Source organism: Stenotrophomonas sp. ZAC14D1_NAIMI4_1, from assembly GCF_003086775.1.
Taxonomy (GTDB): domain Bacteria; phylum Pseudomonadota; class Gammaproteobacteria; order Xanthomonadales; family Xanthomonadaceae; genus Stenotrophomonas.
On record NZ_CP026001.1, the window covers coordinates 2,832,031 to 2,853,085 of the forward strand.

The 21,055-nt window shown below is 63.5% G+C and carries 18 protein-coding genes, 1 tRNA gene and 1 pseudogene; 10 read left to right on the forward strand and 10 right to left on the reverse strand.

The genetic code is table 11. From position 1 onward, the window contains the following. Positions 1 to 64: 64 nt before the first annotated feature. The gene (locus C1927_RS13135; RefSeq protein WP_108746933.1) at positions 65 to 2,818 is read left to right on the forward strand and encodes a UvrD-helicase domain-containing protein; all 2,754 of its coding nucleotides are present in this window, start codon (positions 65 to 67) and stop codon (positions 2,816 to 2,818) included. 32 nt (positions 2,819 to 2,850) lie between these two features. Here the strand turns inward: C1927_RS13135 and C1927_RS21885 are convergent. The 3 genes and pseudogenes from C1927_RS21885 to C1927_RS21440 all read right to left on the reverse strand — a co-directional run. Next, positions 2,851 to 2,937 (reverse strand): annotated as a pseudogene (locus C1927_RS21885) (GNAT family N-acetyltransferase); the annotation flags it as partial. 292 nt (positions 2,938 to 3,229) lie between these two features. Further along, positions 3,230 to 5,440, reverse strand: a complete 2,211-nt coding sequence (locus tag C1927_RS21435) for a hypothetical protein (protein ID WP_159095358.1) — start codon at positions 5,438 to 5,440, stop codon at positions 3,230 to 3,232. Next, entirely contained in the window at positions 5,437 to 6,474 is a 1,038-nt protein-coding gene (locus tag C1927_RS21440) for a hypothetical protein (protein ID WP_159095359.1), read from the reverse strand. The genes C1927_RS21435 and C1927_RS21440 overlap by 4 nt, the downstream gene beginning before the upstream one ends. Positions 6,475 to 6,947: 473 nt before the next feature. On the opposite strand from C1927_RS21440, the gene tcmP reads away from it, so the two are divergent. Then, complete coding sequence (gene tcmP, locus C1927_RS13150; protein ID WP_254051589.1) at positions 6,948 to 7,712, forward strand: three-Cys-motif partner protein TcmP; 765 nt, start codon at positions 6,948 to 6,950, stop codon at positions 7,710 to 7,712. 9 nt (positions 7,713 to 7,721) lie between these two features. Next, complete coding sequence (locus C1927_RS13155) at positions 7,722 to 8,462, forward strand: phage Gp37/Gp68 family protein (protein WP_108746936.1); 741 nt, start codon at positions 7,722 to 7,724, stop codon at positions 8,460 to 8,462. Positions 8,463 to 8,713: 251 nt separating this feature from the next. On the opposite strand, the gene C1927_RS13160 is transcribed toward C1927_RS13155, so the two are convergent. Further along, a tRNA-Ser gene (locus tag C1927_RS13160) sits at positions 8,714 to 8,803 on the reverse strand. Between the two features lie 125 nt (positions 8,804 to 8,928). Between C1927_RS13160 and C1927_RS13165 the strand changes: the two genes are divergently transcribed. After that, entirely contained in the window at positions 8,929 to 9,987 is a 1,059-nt protein-coding gene (locus C1927_RS13165) for a DUF4241 domain-containing protein (RefSeq protein ID WP_108746937.1), read from the forward strand. A 76-nt stretch (positions 9,988 to 10,063) separates the two neighbouring features. Here the strand turns inward: C1927_RS13165 and C1927_RS13170 are convergent, their stop codons facing one another. Further along, the gene (locus tag C1927_RS13170; RefSeq protein WP_079222336.1) at positions 10,064 to 11,056 is read right to left on the reverse strand and encodes a LysR family transcriptional regulator; all 993 of its coding nucleotides are present in this window, start codon (positions 11,054 to 11,056) and stop codon (positions 10,064 to 10,066) included. Positions 11,057 to 11,181: 125 nt separating this feature from the next. On the opposite strand from C1927_RS13170, the gene C1927_RS13175 reads away from it, so the two are divergent. Further along, positions 11,182 to 11,766 (forward strand): NAD(P)H-dependent oxidoreductase, encoded by a 585-nt coding sequence (locus C1927_RS13175; RefSeq protein ID WP_079222337.1) that lies wholly within the window; start codon positions 11,182 to 11,184, stop codon positions 11,764 to 11,766. Positions 11,767 to 11,913: 147 nt separating this feature from the next. Then, positions 11,914 to 12,264 (forward strand): ligand-binding protein SH3, encoded by a 351-nt coding sequence (locus C1927_RS13180; protein ID WP_108746938.1) that lies wholly within the window; start codon positions 11,914 to 11,916, stop codon positions 12,262 to 12,264. A gap of 207 nt (positions 12,265 to 12,471) precedes the next feature. Here C1927_RS13180 and serS read toward each other — a convergent pair whose 3' ends face one another. Then, positions 12,472 to 13,752 carry a serine--tRNA ligase gene (serS, locus tag C1927_RS13185; RefSeq protein ID WP_108746939.1) on the reverse strand — a complete coding sequence of 427 codons (1,281 nt, stop codon included), beginning with the start codon at positions 13,750 to 13,752 and terminating at the stop codon, positions 12,472 to 12,474. 113 nt (positions 13,753 to 13,865) lie between these two features. Here serS and C1927_RS13190 point away from each other — a divergent pair, with 113 nt between their 5' ends. Further along, positions 13,866 to 14,504: an energy transducer TonB gene (locus C1927_RS13190; RefSeq protein WP_108747847.1), complete on the forward strand. Its 639-nt coding sequence runs from the start codon at positions 13,866 to 13,868 to the stop codon at positions 14,502 to 14,504. A 118-nt stretch (positions 14,505 to 14,622) separates the two neighbouring features. Continuing rightward, a complete protein-coding gene (locus C1927_RS13195; protein WP_108746940.1) occupies positions 14,623 to 15,186 on the forward strand; it encodes an energy transducer TonB in 564 nt (187 codons plus the stop codon). An 81-nt stretch (positions 15,187 to 15,267) separates the two neighbouring features. Here C1927_RS13195 and aroA read toward each other — a convergent pair whose 3' ends face one another. From aroA to C1927_RS13215, 4 genes are all read right to left on the reverse strand, one after another. Beyond that, positions 15,268 to 16,578, reverse strand: a complete 1,311-nt coding sequence (gene aroA, locus C1927_RS13200; RefSeq protein ID WP_108746941.1) for a 3-phosphoshikimate 1-carboxyvinyltransferase — start codon at positions 16,576 to 16,578, stop codon at positions 15,268 to 15,270. Positions 16,579 to 16,650: 72 nt separating this feature from the next. Further along, positions 16,651 to 17,856 (reverse strand): prephenate dehydratase, encoded by a 1,206-nt coding sequence (pheA, locus tag C1927_RS13205; protein ID WP_108746942.1) that lies wholly within the window; start codon positions 17,854 to 17,856, stop codon positions 16,651 to 16,653. A gap of 51 nt (positions 17,857 to 17,907) precedes the next feature. Further along, positions 17,908 to 18,993, reverse strand: a complete 1,086-nt coding sequence (gene serC / locus C1927_RS13210) for a 3-phosphoserine/phosphohydroxythreonine transaminase (protein WP_079222344.1) — start codon at positions 18,991 to 18,993, stop codon at positions 17,908 to 17,910. A 142-nt stretch (positions 18,994 to 19,135) separates the two neighbouring features. Beyond that, a complete protein-coding gene (locus C1927_RS13215; protein WP_108746943.1) occupies positions 19,136 to 19,945 on the reverse strand; it encodes an FHA domain-containing protein in 810 nt (269 codons plus the stop codon). Positions 19,946 to 20,069: 124 nt separating this feature from the next. Here C1927_RS13215 and C1927_RS13220 point away from each other — a divergent pair, with 124 nt between their 5' ends. Then, the gene (locus C1927_RS13220) at positions 20,070 to 20,345 is read left to right on the forward strand and encodes a polyhydroxyalkanoic acid system family protein (RefSeq protein WP_079222346.1); all 276 of its coding nucleotides are present in this window, start codon (positions 20,070 to 20,072) and stop codon (positions 20,343 to 20,345) included. An 80-nt stretch (positions 20,346 to 20,425) separates the two neighbouring features. Next, positions 20,426 to 20,917 carry a phasin family protein gene (locus tag C1927_RS13225; RefSeq protein WP_108746944.1) on the forward strand — a complete coding sequence of 164 codons (492 nt, stop codon included), beginning with the start codon at positions 20,426 to 20,428 and terminating at the stop codon, positions 20,915 to 20,917. Positions 20,918 to 21,055: the final 138 nt, after the last annotated feature.

Sequence of the window (21,055 nt, forward strand, 5' to 3'; positions counted from 1 at the left end):
TTATCATGGGGCTGTAAGGGCGCTTTACGCCCAGTGACGTACGCAAGGCAGTATCTGGATGTCTATGGAATGGTGCCCCTCGGGCTGGGGCCAGCGTGTGACCCGCTCGCCGGACTGGCGGCTGCGGCTGGACGGCGAGCATGTTGAGCTGCTGATTGCGGGCCGGCAGTACTCCCAGCGCGTGGATGACGACCAGCGTGTGCGAGTGCTTCCGGGCCTGTTCTGGGCCACGGTGGCGCTGCAGACCGGGGACGGCGAAACGCTGTCCGTGGATGGCCTGCCCAACCGCCAGGCTTCGCAGCTCTCGGCCGCGGTTCAGCAGGTGCTCTTTGCGCGCACCACGCGCGGGCGCAAGGCGCTCTTTGAGGACATCCTGGAGCAGATCCAGTCATGGCTGGCCGACGCCGACGCACTCACCGACCGGGGCACTGGGGGCCGCCGCTGGATCACCCACGAACAGCAGCAGGCGCTGCTGGCCGAGCGCCCCGCCCTGCCCTTGTCGCCGGCCGAGCTGGAGCGACTGTTCCTCGATGAGGACGTGCACGACGATCTGCAGGCGCACAGCCACCGCGTCGCGCTGGATGCCCTGCACGACTGGCAGCTGGATTGGCCCGCCGTGTGGGCAGACGCCAATGCGACCATGACAACGCGGGAACTGGTGCTGGCCAAGGACTTCCTGGACCGGGTGGAAAGCAGGCCGCTGACCGAGGAACAGGCCCGTGCGGTCATCTGCTTCGACAACTGCGTGCAGGTCGTCGCCTCGGCGGGATCCGGCAAGACCTCCACGATGGTCGCCAAGGCCGCTTATGCCATTGATCGCGGGTTCGTTGAACCCGAGCGGATCGTGATGCTCGCCTTCAACAAGGATGCCGCCAAGGAACTGGAAGAGCGCGCGCAGCGGTCCTTCGAACGGCTCGGCATGGGCGACACCGTGGTCGAGGCACGCACCTTCCATGCGTTGGGCCTGGCGATCATCGGCAAGGCCACCGGCCGCAAGCCCGACATTCCCGAGTGGGCCATCGACGCGACGCAGGGCTTCAACAAGCTGGCCGAGCTGGTGGATGACCTGAAGGATCGCTCGATCCACTTCCGCACCCAGTGGGACATGTTCCGGCTGGTGTTCGGGCGCGATCTTCCGCCGTTCGGTGCCCAGATGATGGCCGACGGCTACGACCGCGATGGCACGCCCTACATCCGCACCCTGCAGGGCGAGCGGGTAAAGAGCCTGGAAGAGTGCGTCATTGCCGATTGGCTGTTCTACAACGGCGTGGCGTACGACTACGAGCGCCGTTACGAATTTGATACCGCCACCGATACCCACCGCCAGTACCGACCGGACTTCTATTACCCGGACGCAGCGCTGTATCACGAGCACTTTGCGCTGGATGCCAATGGCCAGCCGCCGAAACACTTCGACAACTACGCTGAAGGCATGCAGTGGAAACGCCAGCAGCACGTGGCGCGCGGCACTGCGCTGGTCGAGACCACTTCGTTTGGCCTGCGCAGCGGGCACGCACTGGAACACCTTGCCGGGAAACTCGGCGATTCCGATGTCCGGCTCGACCCGAACCCCGACCGCGAGCTGCCGACCGAGGGCGCAAAGCCCATGCCGGATGCCGACCTGATCGGCCTGATGCGGACCTTCATTGCCCACGCCAAGAGCAACTGCCTGACGCTGGACGATCTAGCCGCGCGTCTGCAGCAGATGCCCGAGGACCAGTTCAAGGAACGGCATCGGCGGTTCCTGGAAATCGCCGCGCCGGTTTTCCAGGCCTGGGACAACGCGCTGGCCGACGAGCGCGGCATCGACTTCGAGGACATGCTCAACATGGCCGCCGGCATCCTGGAGCAAGGGCATTACCAATCGCCCTACGAGCTGGTGATGGCCGATGAGTTCCAGGACGCCTCGCGCGCCCGCGCCCGCCTGTGCCGTGCACTGGTCAGCCAGCCGGGTCGCCACCTCTTTGCAGTGGGTGATGACTGGCAGTCGATCAATCGCTTCGCTGGCGCGGATGTTTCGGTGATGACCGGATTCCGCGAATGGATGGGCCATGCCCAGTTGCTGAAGCTGGAGCAGACCTTCCGCTGCCCGCAGGAACTGTGCGATATCTCCAGCCGTTTCATCAGCCGCAACCCTGCACAGATTGCCAAGGCGGTGCGTTCTGCTGCGCCGGCGATGGGGCCGGTGCTGCAGGCGTTCCAGATGACGCGGCGTGAGGAAGTACAGGACGGTGTTCGCCAGTACCTGACCAAGCTGCACCAGCAGTTGGTTTCTGGAGCCGTACCACGGGGGCGCGATGGGCGCGTTCGCGTGTTCGTGCTGGGCCGCTACCGGGCGGATCGCAATGCGCTGCCTGCGGACTGGAAGACGCTGTTTGGCAGCACGATGGAGGTTGAGTTCCTGACGGCCCATCGCTCGAAAGGCCGCGAGGCGGACTACGTGATCCTGCCGGGCATGGTGAATCGTGGATTCCCCAGCCTGCGCGCGGATGACCCGGTGCTGTCGCTGGCGATGCCGGATGGGGATACGTACCCGCTGAGCGAAGAACGGCGGTTGTTCTATGTGGCGCTGACGCGTGCGCGGCGCAGCGTGGCGATGTTCACCTTGCAAGGCAAGCACTCGCCCTTCCTGGATGAGCTGGTGGAGGAAGGGGTTGTGGAGGTGACCGGGATTTCAGGTGCGACCATCAACGAGGAGCGCTGCCCGGTGTGCAAGGTGGGTGTGTTTGTGGAGCGGAATGGGCCCCATGGGGCTTTCAGATCGTGTTCTAGTTATCCGTTGTGCCATAACAAGCCGAAGGGTGCGCGCCGCCACTAGGTGCGTGCAGCGCGTGGCTGCACGCGGGCGATTCAACCGACATGACGCAGATGAATCAGAGGATACGGACGGCCGTGCGAATCCACCGGTGAACGGCCGGTATCAACAAAGCCCATGCGCGGTGTTGAAAGTGAACGGCTTCTGGAGTTGGCAGCTCGACGCAGATCGTTTCATTGATCGGCACGAAGGCTCGCGCGCCGAACCAAAGAACACCAGCTAATCGCACTCAACTCCGGAACTCTTCACAATGTAAGCAAACAGCATCGAGAGTACTACTGGAAGCGCCTCAATGTTTTGAGAAGCAAGCAAAAGTTCAGTACGCGCCTATGCCAACACTGCAAGGACAGACAGTTTTCGCACGCCACACCATGGATTGAGACGCACGCTCTAGACACCTCCAAACCAATGCTCCTAGCCATCCAAACGCCCAGCGAAGTAAAGAAATCCTAGAAGCGGGCTAGGCTCACCACGCCCCAAAAGTGCCTTGCACGCTCCCTCAAGCAACTCATCCGCATGGTGAGATTGAAGTTTGATCCTCCCGGTTAGCAACGCTGCGGCAAACTCAAGACCGGCACCTCCGTAGGCGTAGTCCTGTCGTTCAAAGACCTTTGCGAGCAGCTCCTTCATCAGCAAACTCACGTCAGGACTAGCAGCGTAGTCAAGCTCTGATGGCAACGCTGCCCTAAGAAGACACGCCTGAAGAATATTGTCGTTGAAGCGCTGGAAGTTTTCAGGCGCCAACACCACCGACTCATACCCCGTGGACTTCAACTGGATTGCCGGATTCTTCAACTCACGTGCCGCTTGAAGCACGGCGGAAATGATCAAGAAAGTCAGACTCTCCGTAGGCAGCCCGGTCTCAGTAAACTCTACGGGCAGAAATACGAAACCTGGCGTATGGTCCAGAGCCGCGCCATTGGGCTTGCACAAGAACGAGCCAGCTGAAGCGCGGATACAGTTAACCGCCATGGCCACCGACTTCTTCACCAATTCCTTGGAAGCGTCGTCGGGTACAGCCGCATTTTGGAGTCTGGCTGCCACATCTCCATAAAGATCCCAAGTGTCGGCGATCGCGTTGGTGCCGATAGGCAAACTCAGCCAGGACGAGAACCCATAGCTTCGCTCCGTCGGGTTCCTTACAAGAAATTGCTCCAAGCGTTGTCCCGACTCGCCTGAAGTTGGGCACGAAACACCACAGAGAAAGTGTCGAGGACAATGCGTATCGATGTACTCACGCAAATCACGGCTAACCTCTCGAAGCAGCCCTCCATCGCCAACGACCGCCTGCACCACAACCACTCCACTAGCCCCTCTCACGGCGTCGGCAGTGAGCATTCCATCACTCACCACATGGGGTCGCCTTCCCGTTATACTCAAAATCTCATCAGCGATCAACGCCGCCAGTTCACAGGAACCATTGCCATCCGCCGCAATGACATAATCCACCGTTAACGGGAGGTGCCATCGCACTTCCTCCCGGACCCAGGACACGAACTCGCTGTCCTCGACGACCGCACGGCCATCGAGGCAGAGAGGGCGGACCTTTCCGGAGACGGCTGGAGTGTGATTCAGGGATAAAGTTGCCTCTCGACCAACAGTCAGAAGGAATCGTTTCAAAAGTTTGGGTTCGTGAAGAATACCGAGGGTCACTACCCGGGGCGGTTTGGACTTTGACGAAAAGTGTTCACCAACTAACTCAATCTGGGTGTCACTTCGTTCCGAGTCAATGGCCAACAGGCTCGGAGCGTGATCCGCTAACGCGATCAGCACTTGGCCGTGTCGACTCTTGCGCTTCAAGTCAACAATGGTTGCGACCCGATCGGATTCAAAGCCCATATCTTCAACACAGCGGCGAGCCATTCCGCCGGTAGTAGAAGCTGAAATGACTACAGCATAGGGCTCGACCGGTCGAGACAGCTTTGAAAAGTTGGTGTACGACCGAAAACTCTCAATGCGTGCCTGGGCCGATCCCAATGCGAGAGCTGCACGGACAATGGGATAGATACCCATGCTGTCAACGAATACCACTTCCAGGTCAGCCTGCCGTAGGGCGGGCAGCAACTGGGCCAGAGCGCGTGCTGCGAAGCCTAGCTCGGCTTCGCCTGAGACAAGTTCCCTGGCCTGTATAAAAATTTTCCCCACCGTTCCTGACGGATGGCGAAAAGTATGACCGGCTGGGGCAAGCTGAACTACGCTGTTCGCTTCCACCAGCTGCCTCAAGCCCTCGGCTACGACTCTTTTGGGCTTCAATTCCGGCCAATCCCTTCCGGCGTCGGGCATAGCCTGACGGTAGACCAGTCCCTTTTTCAAACTCCATCCGCCAAAGCGACAGCTCTTCACGAACAAAGACTCACCTCGCTCACCGCGACCCATGAACGTTTTTCTAGCTGCGGAATCCTTCGCCCAAAACTCCAAAAGATTATCTAGCAGGAGTTCATCAGCCATCACCAAGACCCCGTCCGGCAGGATCTGCACACTCTTCAATGCTAAGGTTAATTCGTCGAAAAACTGATGAGCCGTCCACTTTGGGCGCTCATCAAAATAGATACAGAGCCAATCTATTGCTGGCGAATCTTGATCACCAGGTCCATTGGCAGTGAACGCAAAAGACTTCCTAGTCATCGTCTGATCGGCAAGATAATTGAGACAACAGTTCCAGTAACGGGGGCGAGAAGCTCTTCCGACCAGCTATCAAAGGCAAAGACATCACGCTCCTCGTTTGGGAAAAAAGCCTGAAACAATCTTAGCCGCCCAGTACGAATCGACATCAGCCCGCCAACTTGACGAAGTCTTTCCAGAACCTCTGGATATCCATTTCCAGCTCCAGTCTCTCGCTTTGTAGAAGCATTCTTCCTCAAGCTACGCAGCAATGCTTCTCGCTCGACAGCCTGAGTGATGTCACTGAGCTCCCGGCCGGTCGCTCTACCCGCAATTCCAGGACCAGTATCGAAAAAGCTAACCTGCAGTGACCTGAGGGGTTGTGCGCCCGCAGCGCCCGTCTCCCTTTCCCAGAACTCCCGAAGCCGAGGGTGCCCTTGAAAATCCCGCTCATAGCTTTCACCCTCCAACTGGGTCCAGCTAATGATGAAGCCCTCCGCGTGCTCAATATATGCGCGCCCGTAGCAGTCCTTGGTTGCGTGCTCTTGCGTATTTCTGATGAGCTCGCTTGCGAACACCGAGCAGGCCTCCAAAAACTCCCGAGGCACCCTGAATTCATCCAATTGCGAGACCTCTGAATTTAGCTTTTGAAGGAGATCAAACATCTCCTGCTTGCCCTTTACTGAGGCAGGGTCCCTCGCGTGGAACAGGGGACGCAAGTACTGAATCTTAGCTCCGCTTACACATGTAAAATCGAGAGATCGACCTTTGATTAGTTTCTCGAAGTCAAGAGAGTCTGTGCGAAGCATCTTGAATGCGGCAGGCTCCAACGCTTCTCGCCTGTCTACGATCTCTTCACCTACGCTAACACCGTCACAAAGTCGCAATGCGACAATTCCGGGGGCATAGTCGCACCACTCTTCAAGAACGCCATTCACACTATTTGCTGCATGAAACTGGAGCAAATTACCGGGTGATTGGCGGGCCCAAGTGGAAAGCAGTTGCAGTCGGGCGGCATCGTAGAACGCACCAATTCGTTTGGATGCGAAGTCTTTCATTACGGCCAGATTCCCTGGTGGGGACGCGCTGATCTCCCTAAGGACTCCCTCCATTTCGAGTAGCGATCGATGCGTCGTTGGAGAAAGCTGGACCATTCTGCTCCTACCGGGGGGAGTGGGGGACTAGGTGACGATGTTCAATGATATTGCTCACCATAGCGTGAACAGGGGCTAGGTTGCCAGCACCCGCATACGAGCCCACCTTCGCCCCCCCAAGTAAACGATGCCCGCACCCTTGACGACCATTGCATTGCGTTCGGCTCCATACAGAGCACCCTTGTCCTGAGATCGCCGTCAACGACCATCAGCGGATGCTCCATCAGTAAACGATGGCAGCACCCGTGTTTCGAAGTTGCAGAGCGCCCGGTTATGGATGAAGATCACTTCAGGACATCCTGAGGGGGCGGGTCTTGGACGATCACTACGAGGCAGATGAGGACGGCTATCCTAGGGAGATAGTTGGCCCTTGGGTCTTGGATAAGCATCATTTTTTAAGGCACTACGTCACTGCCTCACAAGGGGCCCGTGGGAAGATGGGCGGCTCTCATTGCCTCATTGACCTCTACTGTGGGCCAGGGAAAGCGCGCATCCGGGAGACCCACGGTTCGCTGTCCGGCGGAACACTGGCGGCCGTTGACGCAGCGGCGCGGAGCCATCGAGGCCGAGCAGTTCCTTTTAGTCGAGTTTTTATCGCGGACTTGCTGGAAGATAACGTAGTTGCCTGCAAAGCCAGACTCTCTGCGGCCTCGAACGTTCAAGTGACTTCATTCGTAGGAGCAGCGGAGACTAGCGTCCACAAAGTGGTCATGAACCTGCCAAAGCGAGGCATTCACCTGGCCTATCTCGACCCTTACTCCCTTCCCCAACTTCCCTTTTCAGTCCTGAAGGCGTTGGCAGACGCACCTAGAGTGGATTTGCTCATCCATTTCGCAGCGTCTGACATGGCTCGCAACTTAGAGCGCCGCGACCTTTGGCCCAGATTTGATGCCGTAGCACCAGGGTGGAAGGATAGCTGCGACACAAATCGCGGAAAATCCGTTGTTCGCCAACAGTTCTTCGCTCACTGGACGAAGCTAATCCAAGACCTCGGCTATCATGTCTCGGATCGTATTGTTTCAGTAAAGAACACCCGACGTCGAGAGATCTATAGACTGGTGCTGGCATCCAAGCACAAACTTGGAGACAACATCTGGCGAACATTAAACGATCGCTCGGGACAAAAGGGCCTCTCTCTCTGAGACGCGGTGATGGCAACGAACTCGCGCATCGAATGGACCGAAGCCACGTGGAATCCGATTGTCGGATGCACGAAGACATCGCCTGGCTGCAAGCACTGCTATGCCGAAGTCATGGCCCGACGTCTGCAGGCGATGGGCACACCTGGCTACGAATACGGATTCAAGAGGATTGCCCTTCGCAGTGAAAAGCTGGGTGAGCCGCTAGCACGAACCAAGCCAACGATCTATTTCGTTAACTCAATGAGTGACCTTTTCCACCCAAAGGTTCCCTCGGCCTTCGTAGAATCTGTATTCGCCACCATGCTTGCCGCAGATTGGCATACATATCAGATTCTCACCAAGAGAGCTGATCGCATGGCGGACTTTCTGAAAGGAAGAAAGGTGGCAGATCATATCTGGATTGGAACATCTGTGGAGAACAGGAGGCACGGCGTTCCACGCATCAATCACCTGAAGCGAATTGACGCAAGAACTCGATTTATTTCCGCGGAACCGTTACTGGAAGACCTTGGCACTTTGAATCTAGAAGGGATTTCTTGGCTCATCGTTGGTGGGGAATCTGGCCATGGAGCTAGACCAATGAGGCCCGAATGGGCGAGATCACTTCAAAAGCAGTGCTGCGCGGCTGAAGTAAGTTTCTTCTTTAAGCAATGGGGTGCTCATGGCGAAGATGGCGTTCGTCGTTCAAAGAAGGCGAACGGCAGGGAGTTAGATGGCAGAAGCTGGAGCGAAATGCCAGCTGCCTTTTAGAGGTGAGCTTGACCTGACCCCGCTTTACGTTGGTGCTTTCCAATCAAGCCGGCCCAGAACAGGGCCGCGACGTAAATCCCCGCCCGGACGTCCTGCTCCATGAGCTGCCCATACAGCTTCAAATCCTTCGCACTACCGATCTGCCACTACTCGATCAAGGTTCAGTCTGGTTGCTGAGTGCGTTTCCGGAACATCTCGGCGGTTCGCGAGAGCCGTTGATTCCAACTCAAAATCAACAACCCAGGATCGATTGGCGGAGAGAGTGGGATTCGAACCCACGGAAGGTTTAACCCTTCGCCGGTTTTCAAGACCGGTGCCTTAAACCGCTCGGCCATCTCTCCAATCGGGGTCCCGGTTGCCCGGGCAGCGGCGTATTCTCGCACGTGAAGCGCATTTGCCCAAGACCACCCTTGCCCCTGCCCTTCGCATCCGGCACGGTGGGGCATCATCTGCAACCGGAGCCGCCATGGCCCACCTCGATCTGGCGAACCTGCGCACCTGCCTGCTGGACGACACCCAGCTGGCCGCGGTCGCCCTGACCCGCAGCTTCGCCGGCCATCTCCCGGTCAACAGTGGGCACCTGGTGGTCTGCGATCCGCTGGTCCAGGCCGAGGCCCCAGCGCTGGCCGACTACACCGCCCCGGTGGGCCTGCATCCGGTCGAGATCATCGTGCACAGCGGCCGCCCGGCACTGGCCGTGGTCTGGTTCAAACCGCGCCAGGCACTGACGGTATCGGCCCTGCACTGGCAGATGGCGCGCTGGACCACGCAGGACCTGACCGGCTTGGACGAGGACAGCTTCATTGGCTACCCGGTCGACGCCGGCATCGGTTGCTTCATGGACACCGATACCCAGCAGGCGCTGCTTGCGCTGATCGATCAGGGCAACGAAGCATGGTCCGATGCGCTGATCGACCACGACGGCCTGGATGAAGGCGCTGAGTACCGTCCTTGGGGCCAGGATTCGCCGCATGGTCTGGTCGTGTTCACCAGCGGCTGGGGCGACGGCGTCTATCCCAGCTACTGGGCGCTGGATACGTCCGGCATTCCGGTGGCACTGGTCACCGATTTCCTGTGCATCGAAGGCGGTGATGGGCGCGACGAGCGTGAGATTGCCGACCAGGCCTATCGCGACAGTCTTGCGCCCGAGGAAGCCGAGGCATTGGCGCAATTGGTGGCAGCGGTGAAGCGTGATGACGCGGATGCGCTCCGCGCGCTCCTGAAGGATGCACCACAGCGGGCCAACCAGATCGAGCCCGGCTGCGGCGGTACTGCACTGTTCGAGGCGATCCGCCTGGACCGCCCGCAGGCGCTGCGGGAACTGCTGCAGAGCGCCGCGCTACCGGCAATGCCCCAGAGCCTGCACACGAGCAAGGTGACCAGTTATCTGGACTACGCGCACCTCCTTAAGAAGCCACGCAGCCCGGAGCTGATGGCCATGCTGGAGGCGCCGGTCGTTGCCACGCCTGCAACGGTGGCAAAGGCTCGGCCTGGCTTCTGGGCTCGGTTGTTTGGGCGCAGGTAGCAGGTGCCGGAAACAGCAACGCCGGGCATGGCCCGGCGCTACCTTTCAAAGCTCAGCGTGAGCGGTGAGGCAGGCCTCAGCCTGCATCCACCGCCAGCGCACCCAGCGCACTGGCCTTGATCTTCTCCTTGGCCTTCTCGCACGCGCCGCCGCAATCCAGGCGCGAGGCCTCCAGCTGCGGCGGCAGGTGTTCGGCCAGGAAATCGATGAACACGCGCACCGCCGGCAGCAGGCCGCGGCGCGAGGCGAACACGGCGTGGCACACGCCCTGCGGCAGCGACCAGTCCGGCAGCACCACTTCCAGCTCGCCATTGCGCACGGCTTCGGCGCAGACGGTTTCCGGCAGCATGGTGATGCCGAAGCCGTCCTTCACCATGCTCTGCAGCAGCGGGAAATCGAAGCCGGCCACGCGCGGCTGCAGGTCCACCCGGCGCACTTCGCCTTCGGGGCCATGCAGTTCCCAGCGCTGGCGCGCTTCGTCCTCGCTGATGCTGAGGGTGACGTGCTGGGTCAGCTCTTCCGGGTCCTTCGGGCGGCCGGCGCGGTCCAGGTACTTCGGGCTGGCCACCAGCAGTTCCTGCACCTGGCCGAAGCTGCGCATCACCAGGCTGCCGTCGTCATCCAGGCGCGAACGCACGCGCAGGGCCACGTCGTAGCCTTCATTGATGATGTCCACGCGGCGGTTGCTGATGTTCAGCTGCAGGCGGACCTTCGGGTACTGCTCGAGGAACTTGGGCAGCAGCTTGGGCAGCTGCATCTGCGCCAGCGAGACGGGTACGCTGGCACGCACGACGCCGCGCGGCTCGGCGCTGAGGCGATCGACCACCTCGCGCGCGGCCTGGGCCTCGGCCAGCATGGTCTGTGCGTGGCGGTGCACGCTGGTGCCAACGTCGGTAACGGCAAAGCGGCGCGTGGAGCGCTGCAGCAGGCGCACGCCCAGGTCTGTCTCAAGCTGGCTGATACGGCGGCTCAGGCGCGATTTGGGGATGCCCAAGGCGCGCTCGGCGGCAGCGAAACCACCGTGGTCGACGACCATGGCGAAGTAGTACAGGTCATTCAGGTCATGCATACCCGAGTTCCATATCTAGAACAATTCGTGGCATTGAACCATCTTTATCCCGCCCATGCAACAACCTATCGTTCTCTCCGTCGGCGGCAAACACCGCCCCTCCTTCCAGAACATAGGTGACTGCCATGAAGCTTCTGCATCTCGACGCCAGCGTGCTTGGCGACAACTCCGTCTCCCGCCAGCTGACCGCCGCGGTGGTCGCTCAGTTCAAGAACCAGATCGACGGCCTGCAGGTCGATTATCGCGATCTTGACGCCAATCCGGTACCTCATCTGCGCAGCAGCTCGCTGGCTGGTGTGGATGCCGCCGAGGCGACCGATGCTGAACAGGTGATGCAGCAGTTCCTGGCAGCGGACATCCTGGTCATCGGCGCGCCGATGTACAACTTCAGCATTCCGTCCACGCTGAAGGCCTGGATCGACCGCGTTGCCGTGGCCGGCCGCACCTTCAAGTACACCGAGAACGGCCCGGTGGGCCTGGCCGGCGGCAAGCGCGTGATCGTGGTCAGCGCCCGTGGCGGCATCTACACCGATTCGCCGGCTGACTTCCAGGAGCCCTTCCTGCGCCAGGTGTTCGCCTTCATGGGCATCGACAACGTCGAGTTCGTGCGCGCCGAGGGCATTGCCTACTCGCCGAAACACCGCGAAGACGCCATTGCCGGCGCGCTGTCGGCACTGCCGTCGCACGCTGCCGAAGAAGTGGCTGCATAAGTACTGCGTTCCAGCGATCGGCGCCCTCCCCCCTCCTCGTCGGGGGCGCTGATTGCGGGCCGGGAGTCCCTCCCCCATCCTGGCCCACCCCGACGGCTCCGCTTTGCGGGGCCGTTTTTTGTTGCGCGCTGCCGGTAGGCTGGGGGCATGGACTACATCGTGACGGCTGCGCACCGCAGCGAATTTCCGCACCCGATCACCCTGCGCCGTGGGCAGGCGCTGGTGGTGGGCGAGCGTTATGAAGGCCCCGAGGGCTGGGAAGACTGGTTTCTGTGCCAGGCCGAGGGGCAGGAACCGGGGTTCGTGCCTGCGCCGGTAATCGGGCGCAGTGCGCAGGGTGACGCGTTTGCCACGGAGGATTACTGCGCGCGGGAGCTGGATGTCGAGCCGGGGCAGCGGCTGCGCGGGGTGCGCACGCTCAATGGTTGGGCGTGGTGCGTGCCGGAGACGGGCGAGCCCGGGTGGGTGCCGTTGGAGAAGGTGCAGGTTGTGGGGTGATCGCGGGGTTCATCCACGCATGGCGTGGATCTACTGCATCGGCGCGTAAATCCACGCCGTACGTGGATGCGGGACCGCGCAATGCGCGACCAGTTCAGTAGATCCACGCCATGCGTGGATGCCTTGCCACGCCATGCGTGGATGCGGGACCGCGCAATGCGCGGTTCCCCACCCCAAAACGCCGGGCATGGCCCGGCGCTACCGGGTTCAACCGATGGTTTCGACGCCACCCATGTATGGGCGCAGGACGTCCGGCACGGTGATGGTGCCGTCGGCGTTCTGGTAGTTCTCCATCACCGCGATCATCGCGCGGCCCACCGCCACGCCCGAGCCGTTCAGGGTGTGCACCAGTTCCGGCTTGCCGGTGGCCGGGTTGCGCCAGCGGGCCTGCATGCGGCGCGCCTGGAAATCACCGGTGTTGGAGCACGAGCTGATCTCGCGGTAGGTGTTCTGCGAGGGCAGCCAGACTTCCAGGTCGTAGGTCTTGATGGCCGAGAAACCCATGTCGCCGGTGCACAGCAGCACCTTGCGGTACGGCAGGCCCAGCTTTTCCAGCACGACTTCGGCGCAGCGGGTCATGCGGGTGTGCTCGGCATCGCTGTCTTCCGGGCGGCAGACCGAGACCAGCTCGACTTTCTCGAACTGGTGCTGGCGGATCATGCCACGCACGTCGCGGCCACCGCTGCCGGCTTCGGCGCGGAAGCACATCGAATGCGCGGTCACGCGCAGCGGCAGGCGCTCGGCGTCGACGATCTCGTCGCGCACCAGGTTGGTCAGCGGCACTTCCGACGTCGGGATCAGGTAGCGCGTGGAATCGCCCACGGCGGTCTTGAACAGGTCGTCCTCGAACTTCGGCAGCTGGCCGGTGCCACGCAGCGAATCGGCGTTGACCAGCAGCGGCACGTTGGTTTCTTCATAGCCGTGCTCACCGGCGTGCAGGTCCAGCATGAACTGGGCCAGGGCACGGTGCAGGCGCGCGATCTGGCCGCGCAGCACGGTGAAGCGCGAGCCCGACAGCTTGGCGGCGGTTTCCGCGTCCAGGCCGGCGTTGCGGGCGCCCAGCTCGACGTGGTCCAGCACCGGGAAATCGAAGGTGCGCGGGGTGCCCCAGCGCGCCTGTTCGACATTGTCGTTCTCATCGGCGCCCGCCGGTACGTCATCAGCCGGCAGGTTCGGGATGCCCGCGGCGATGGTGTCGATCTTTTCGCGCAGATCGTCCAGCGCCACTTCCGAAGCCTTCAGTTCGTCAGCGAACGCGGCCACTTCAGCCATGATGGCCGAAACGTCCTCGCCCTTTGCCTTGGCCTGGCCGATGGCCTTGGAACGGCTGTTGCGCAGGCTCTGCAGCTCCTGGGTCCGCACCTGGATGCGCTTGCGATCGGCCTCCAGGGACTCCAGGGCAGACACGTCGAGCTCGAAGCCGCGGCTGGTGCGCAGGCGTTCGGCGAGGTCGGCGGGCTGGTGGCGGAGCAGGGCTGGATCAAGCATGGCAGGTGTCGTGGTGGGTATCAGGGACGGGATTATCGCCTGTTATACGGATTTCTGCCGCCCGGTTCATTCCCGCCATGGCAGAATCGGGGCATTCCCTGCTGGTCCGGTCCATGTCTGCACCCCGCTCATCGCCTGCCAAGTCGTTCACCGTGCATATCCCGCGCAACGCCCTGAAGATCGCCGGCATCGCCTTCGGCGTGGGCGTGCTGCTGTTCGTGGTGGTCTGGTTGACCGGCCGCGACAAGGAATTCTTCCGCGCCGATGATCCGGCCACGCAGACCCCGCAGGAAACCGCGCAGGTCGAGCCGCTGCCCGAGCCCCTGGCCGCGGCGGCCGGTTCCAGCGACATGCCCGATGCCAAGCCGGCGCCGGTGCAGGAGGAAGCGCCGAAGCTGGTGGAAACCGCCCCGCCGCCGCCGGCCAGCATTGAGCCGGCCCCGGCCGCACCGGGCGGCACCGCCCCGGCCACGGGCAACAGCCAGCCGATGCCCGTGGCGGGCCAGTCGCCGCCGCCGGCCTACCCGTCCGGCGCCCTGCGTCGTGGCGAGTCCGGCAGCGTGGTGGTGCGGGTGGACGTCGATGCCACCGGCTACGCCAACAACATCACGGTGATCCAGCGCAGCGGCTCGCGTGACCTGGACCGCGCGGCCACCGACGCGGTGCGCCGCTGGCGCTTCACCCCCGCGCTGAGCAATGGCCAGCCGGTGCCGGGCTCCATTGAAGTGCCGTTTGACTTCAAGCCGCAGTAACTGAACGCATCCCGGCAGGCAACCTGAACCCTGCCGGTTGCGTTGACGCAACGCTGACACACCGCTACACCGGCTCGGGCAAGACTCTGGGCGTCGTTACTGACGCGAGGAGTCTGCAATGAGTGCTACTACCCATGAACACCTTCATTCCCCGCATCTGCAGCAGGACGTGAGCGAGCGCCCGCAGCGCACGTCGCCGTGGCTGTGGATGGCCCTCATCGTGGCGATGTTTGCTGCTGCGCTGATGTGGCTGCGTTTTTCGGGCCAGGAAGACGTGGCGCCGGCCCCGGTGGGCGAGCGCATGCTGCCGGCCAGCGAGACCCCTGTGGCAACGGCCCCGGCAGCCCGCAACGCGGCCCCGGCCAGCGAGCAGCGCAAGGCGGCCCCGGCCGTACGCAACCGTGAGGCGCGTCCGCTGGCCAGCAATGGCAAGCCGAGCTACCCGCCCACTGCGCTGCGCAACGGCGTGCAGGGCAGCGTGATTGCCAGCCTGGACGTGGATACCCGCGGCAACGTGACCAACGCGAGCATCGTGTCGCGTAGTGGCGAGCGCAGCCGTGACCTGGATCGTTCGGTGCTGAACACCGTGCAGGGCTGGAAGTTCCAGCCGGCCATGCAGGACGGCCGTGCGGTGGCGAGTGTGGTGCGCGTGCCGGTGGATTTCCGTACCGAGCAGCGTTGATCGCGAGCGAGGGGTTCGTGATCGGGAGACGGAGGCTTCGGCCTCCGTCTTTTTTTGCCGGCCAGCGGCCGGCACTACCGATCATGCCGCCAGGTTGAAACCGGCGCTGCGGGCCAGTCCGTCGAAATCCGGGAAGGACGTGGCGACGTTGGCGATGTCGTTGATGCGCACTTCGCCGCCGCTGATCTGGCCGGCAATGGCAAACGCCATCGCGATGCGGTGGTCACCGTGGCTTTCGATGGTGCCGCTGCCCAGGGTGACGCCACCGTGCAGCGTGGCGCCGTCCTCGGTTTCATCCACCTGCATGCCCAGCGCGCGCAGGCCGGTGGCCATGGCCGCCAGGCGGTCCGATTCCTTCACCCGCAGCTCGGCAGCGCCGGTCACCACGGTCTGGCCTTCGGCTGCGGCGGCAGCCACGAACAGGGCCGGGAATTCGTCGATCATGTCCGGCACAAGCGCTTCGGGAATGCGCGCGCCCTTCAGCGGGGCGTAGCGCACCACCAGGTCGGCCACCGGCTCACCGCCCTGCTCGGCCGGATTCTCTTCGGTGATGTCCGCGCCCATCAGGCGCAGCGCGTGCAGCAAGCCAGTGCGGCGCGGGTTGAGGCCGACCTGCTTCAGGCGCAGCTCGGACCCCGGGATGATGCTGGCGGCCACCAGGAAGAAGGCCGCAGAAGAGAAATCGGCCGGAACAACAATGTCGGTGGCGCGCAGGCGCTGGCCGCCATGCAGGCGGGCCTTGCCCGGCGAGAACTCGATGTCCACGCCGAAGGCCGACAGCATGCGCTCGGTGTAATCGCGGGTCGGGTGCGGTTCGAGCACGCTGGTTTCGCCCTGTGCGTACAGGCCGGCCAGCAGCACGGCCGACTTCACCTGCGCGCTGGCCACCGGCGAGGCGAAATCAATACCCTGAAGCGACTGGCCGCCATGGACGTGCAGCGGCGGCGTGCCATCGCTTTCGGTGTCGATCTTCGCGCCCATCTGCGCGAGCGGGCCGGTGACGCGGCGCATCGGCCGGCCGGACAGCGATTCATCACCCACCAGGGTGCAGTCGAACGCCTGGCCTGCCAACAGGCCGGCCAGCAGGCGCATGCCGGTGCCGGCGTTACCGCAGTCCAGCGGCGCGCTGGGGGCCTGCAGGCCGTCGATGCCGACACCGTGGACGACGCGCTGCGACGCACTGGGGGTCTCGATGCGCACGCCGAGCTGGCTGAAGATGCGCGCGGTGGCACGGGTGTCTTCGCCTTCCAGGAAGCCCTCGATATGCGAGGTGCCATCGGCCAGCGCGGCAAACATCACCGAGCGGTGCGAGACCGACTTGTCGCCGGGAATGGTCAGGCTGCCCTGCAGCGGCTGGCCCTTGCGGGCGATCCAGTGTTGCGCGTTGCTCATCGTTCGATCATTCCGTAAACGCCGGCACGCCGGCGGTGCATCAAAGGGCGCGGCACGCGGCCGCAACGGCAATCAGGGCACGGCCACCGGGTAGGAACCCAGCACCTTGATCTGCGCCGAGTGCGCTTCCAGCTCGGCCAGCGCGGCCTGCATCGGCGCATCGTCGATATGGCCGGCCAGGTCGATGAAGAAGCCGTATTCCCACTTGCCGTGGTGCGAGGGGCGCGACTCGATGCGGTTCATGCTGATGCCGTGGCGGGCGAACGGGCTGAGCACATCGAACAGCGCGCCGGGCTTGTCATGGATGAACACCAGCACCGAGGTGCGGTCGTGGCCGGAGGTCGGGAAGATGTTGCGGCCCACCACCAGGAAACGGGTGGTGTTGTCGGCATCGTTCTGGATGGGCTTGGTGACGACCTTCTTCAGGCCGTACACGTGGCCGGCGCTTTCGCCACCAATGGCGGCCGCGTCGTCGGCATTGCGCGCACGGCGCGCGCCTTCGGCGTTGCTGGCCACCGGGATCTTTTCGGCCTTGGGCAGGTTGGCGCGCATCCACGCCGAGGTCTGCATGAAGGACTGCGGGTGGCCGTAGACGCGCTCGATATCCTCCAGGCGGCCACTGCGCGACATCAGGTACTGCTGCACGCGCAGTTCCACTTCACCGCAGATCTTCAGGTTGGAGGTGAGGAACATGTCCAGGGTGATCTGGATGGTGCCCTGCCCCGAGTTTTCCACCGGCACCACGCCGAAATCGGCGCTGCCCGCTTCCACTTCCTGGAACACTTCTTCGATGCTGGCCATCGGCAGGCCCATCGCCGAGCGGCCGAAGTGCTTGAGCACGGCCTGCTGGCTGAAGGTGCCTTCCGGACCGAGGTAACCGATCTTCAGCGGTTCCTGCTGGGCCAGGCAGGCCGACATGATTTCGCGGTAGACGTGCACCAGCACTTCATCGCTGAGCGGGCCTTCGTTGCGGTCCACCACCATGCGCAGCACCTGGGCTTCGCGCTCGGGGCGGTAGTAATCGACGGCGGCGGCAAGCTTGCCCTTGGCCTTGCCGACCTGGTGGGCGAACTGCGCACGCTCGGCGATCAGGCTCTGGATGTCACGGTCGATCTGGTCGATCTTGGAGCGTACGTCGGCCAGTGCCAGCGGCGCCTGGGTCGGCACCGGGGTGGTCTTGGACGAGGCCTTGCCCTTGGCCGCGGCGGCGGCCTTGGCCGGTTCGGCCTTGGCGGACTCGCCCTTCTTCGGCGACTTCTTGCTGGGTTTGCTTGCCATCGGAATTCCTTGTTGCGGGGCACGCACCCGACGGTGCGCGCCGTTCATTGCTCAGCCGTTGCGCTGCTGGAAATCGGCCATGAAGGCGACCAGCGCCTCGGCTCCGGCCAGCGGCATGGCGTTGTACAGCGAGGCACGGATGCCACCGACCACCTTGTGGCCCTTCAGCGCCAGCAGGCCGGCGGCCTTGGCCTCGGCCACGAAGCGGGCATCGAGATCGGCGTTGGGCAGGAAGAACGGGATGTTCATCCGCGAGCGCGCCGAGTGCGCCACTTCATTGCGGTAGAAACCGCCGGAGGCATCGATGGCGCCGTACACCAGCGCGGCCTTGGCGGCATTGCGCTTGGCGAACTCGACCACGCCGCCTTCGGCCAGCATCCACTTGAACACCAGGCCGGCCAGGTACCAGTTCCAGGTGGGCGGGGTGTTGAGCATCGAATCGCGGGCGACGTGCGAGCGGTAATCGAAGATGTCCGCGCGGGCCTGGCCACTGCGCTCGAGCAGGTCGCGGCGGATGATCATCACCGCGATGCCGACCGGGCCCAGGTTCTTCTGCGCGCCGGCATAGATGACGCCATAGCGGCGCACATCCAGCGGCTCGCTGGCGATGGACGAGCTGAAATCGGCCACCAGCGGGACGTCACCGGTGTCGGGCACATCACGGAACTCGACGCCGTGGATGGTCTCGTTGGCGGTGATGTGGACGTAGGCGGCATCGCTGGAAAGCTGCCAGCTGCTGCGCTCGGGCAGCGCGCGGTAGCCATTGGCCTCGCTGCTGGCGGCGATGTTGACGCCGACATAGGGGCTGGCCTGCTTGACCGCCGTCTTGCCCCAGTGGCCGCTGACCACGTAGTCGGCACGCTGGCCGGCCTGGGCGAAGTTGAGCGGGATGAGCGCCTGCTGGGTGGTGGCACCGCCGGGCAGGAACAGCACGGCGTAGTCATCGGGGATATCGAGCAGGCGGCGCAGGTCGGCCTCGGCCTCGGCGGCCACGGACATGAATTCCGGGCCGCGATGGCTCATTTCCACGATCGAGGCGCCGGCACCGTGCCAGTCCAGCATTTCCGCCTGCGCCTGGCGCAGGACCGATTCCGGCAAGGTTGCAGGGCCGGCACTGAAGTTGAACGCGCGCGTCATGTCACACCTGTGGGGCAAGACGCCTAGTATGCCGCAGTGCACCAGCCTTGCGGCCTGGTGCGGCAAGGGAAATTTGGTTTCATTGGAATCCATTTTCCACGCGCGGCACCGGTAGCGCCGGGCCATGCCCGGTGGACGCAGATCAGCGCGCGCCGAACCAGAGCAGCAGGCTGAGCACACCGGCCAGCAGCAACGCACTGGCCAGCAGCCACGGCCAGCGCCGTACCCGGCGCGGGGCCGCGGGGGCATCGGCCACCTGCTCGGCGTCCTGGCTGGCGTCGTCCTCGGCCGGCAGCGGGCGCCGGCGCGGATCGTGCGGTACTTCCAGCACGAAGCGGTGCTGGCCATCGAACACGATCTGGTCGCCTGGCTGCAGCCAGCAGTGGCGCACTGCCACGCCGTTGACCCGGGCACCGTCGGCACTGCCGAGGTCACGCAGCAGCACGCGGTCGCCGTGCACTTCCACCCGCGCGTGCTGTTCGGCAAACGCAGGATCGTCAATCCCGATATCGGCATCGCCACCACTGCCCACCAGGCGCGGGCGCGACAGGGTGTAGCTGCGGCCATGGTGCAGGCCGCCGACACCCCGCAGCAGGCGCTGCTCATCGGCGTTGCCCTCGCTGGCCGGCGACGGCGACGGTGCCTGCAGCAGGCTCTCGACCTCACCCTGCAGGAGCATTTCCACGCCATCCACATACACCGCATCGCCTGCACGCAGCAGGGCCATGCGCCGCACCGGGCGGCCGTTCACGTGGATGCTGCGGATGCCGTTGCCAACCTGCAGCCAGAGGCCGCGGTCGTCCATGCAGAACTGGGCCAGCAGGAGCGCGCCATGGCCGGGATCGCCCAGCCGCACGCTGCCGTTTGCCTGGCGCACGATGCGCTGCACCCCGGGCCGCAGGGGCTGGTCGGGCTGTTGTTGTTGACTGAAGTGAACTAGCAGGTTCTGCACGCGGCGCAGACTAGCAGGTTGCTCGCCAACGCAGAAGAACCGGCGACGGGCGCTTGGCGTGGCGCCCGCCGATGCGCACAATGGCCGCCCTCTTTGATATCCCCGCCCAGCGCCAGGAGCCTGCATGTCCACCATCGATGTCCGCCACGCCCACGCCCTGCCCGATGCACAGGCCCGCGAGGCGATCGAACAGGTTGCCGCCAAGCTGGGCGAGCGCTTCGGCCTGAAGTCCAGCTGGGCCGCCGACGTGCTGAACTTCAGCGGCAGCGGCGTGGACGGCGCCATCGAGCTGCAGCCGGGCGCGGTGCGCGTGACCGCCAAGCTGGGCTTCCTGCTGTCGGCCATGAAGGGCATGGTGGAAAGCGAGATCCAGCGCGTGCTGAAGGAAAAGCTGGGCTGAACCCTGGCCGCGGCCATCACGGCCCAGCAACGTTCGTGCGCGCTACCCTCGGGGGCAGGTCCAACTCCCCGGGAAGCGCGATGAACCAGTACGAGAATGACGACCGCCGCGACGACGACGCTTCGTTCGGCGAACAGGCCGAGCGCTTTTCGCGCCGATTCAGCGATTCGGCACAGCAGGTCTGGCTGGCCGGCCTCGGTGCCCTGGGCCGCGCACAGGCCGAAGGCAGCCGCTTCTTCGATGGCCTGGTGAAGGAAGGCGAAGCCTGGGAAGCCCGCCGCCGCGAACGCAGCGGTGAGCAGGGGCCGGGCTGGCGCGACAACGTGGAGACCTCGCTGGACGAGGCCCGCGAAAAGGCGTCCGGCACCTGGAGCAAGGTCGAGAAGGCATTCGATGACCAGGTACAGGGCGTCCTCAAGCGCCTGCACGTACCCACCGCCGATGAACTGGCCGCGCTCGAAGCGCGCCTGGATGTGCTGCATGCGCGCCTGGCCAAGCTGGAGAACCGCGCGGCCTCGGGCAGCGATGCGCCCGCACCGGGCAGCCACCAATCGCCGGGCGGCGTGCCCTGACCGCCGATTGTTGCAATGCAATAAAGATTGCCTGACAATCGCGACGAACCCGCCAATCGCTTCGCCTGCCGTTTGTTCCCTCCCCTCACGGCTTCAGGATTGGCGGGTTTTTTCGTGCCTGCGCCACGCGGATCTGCG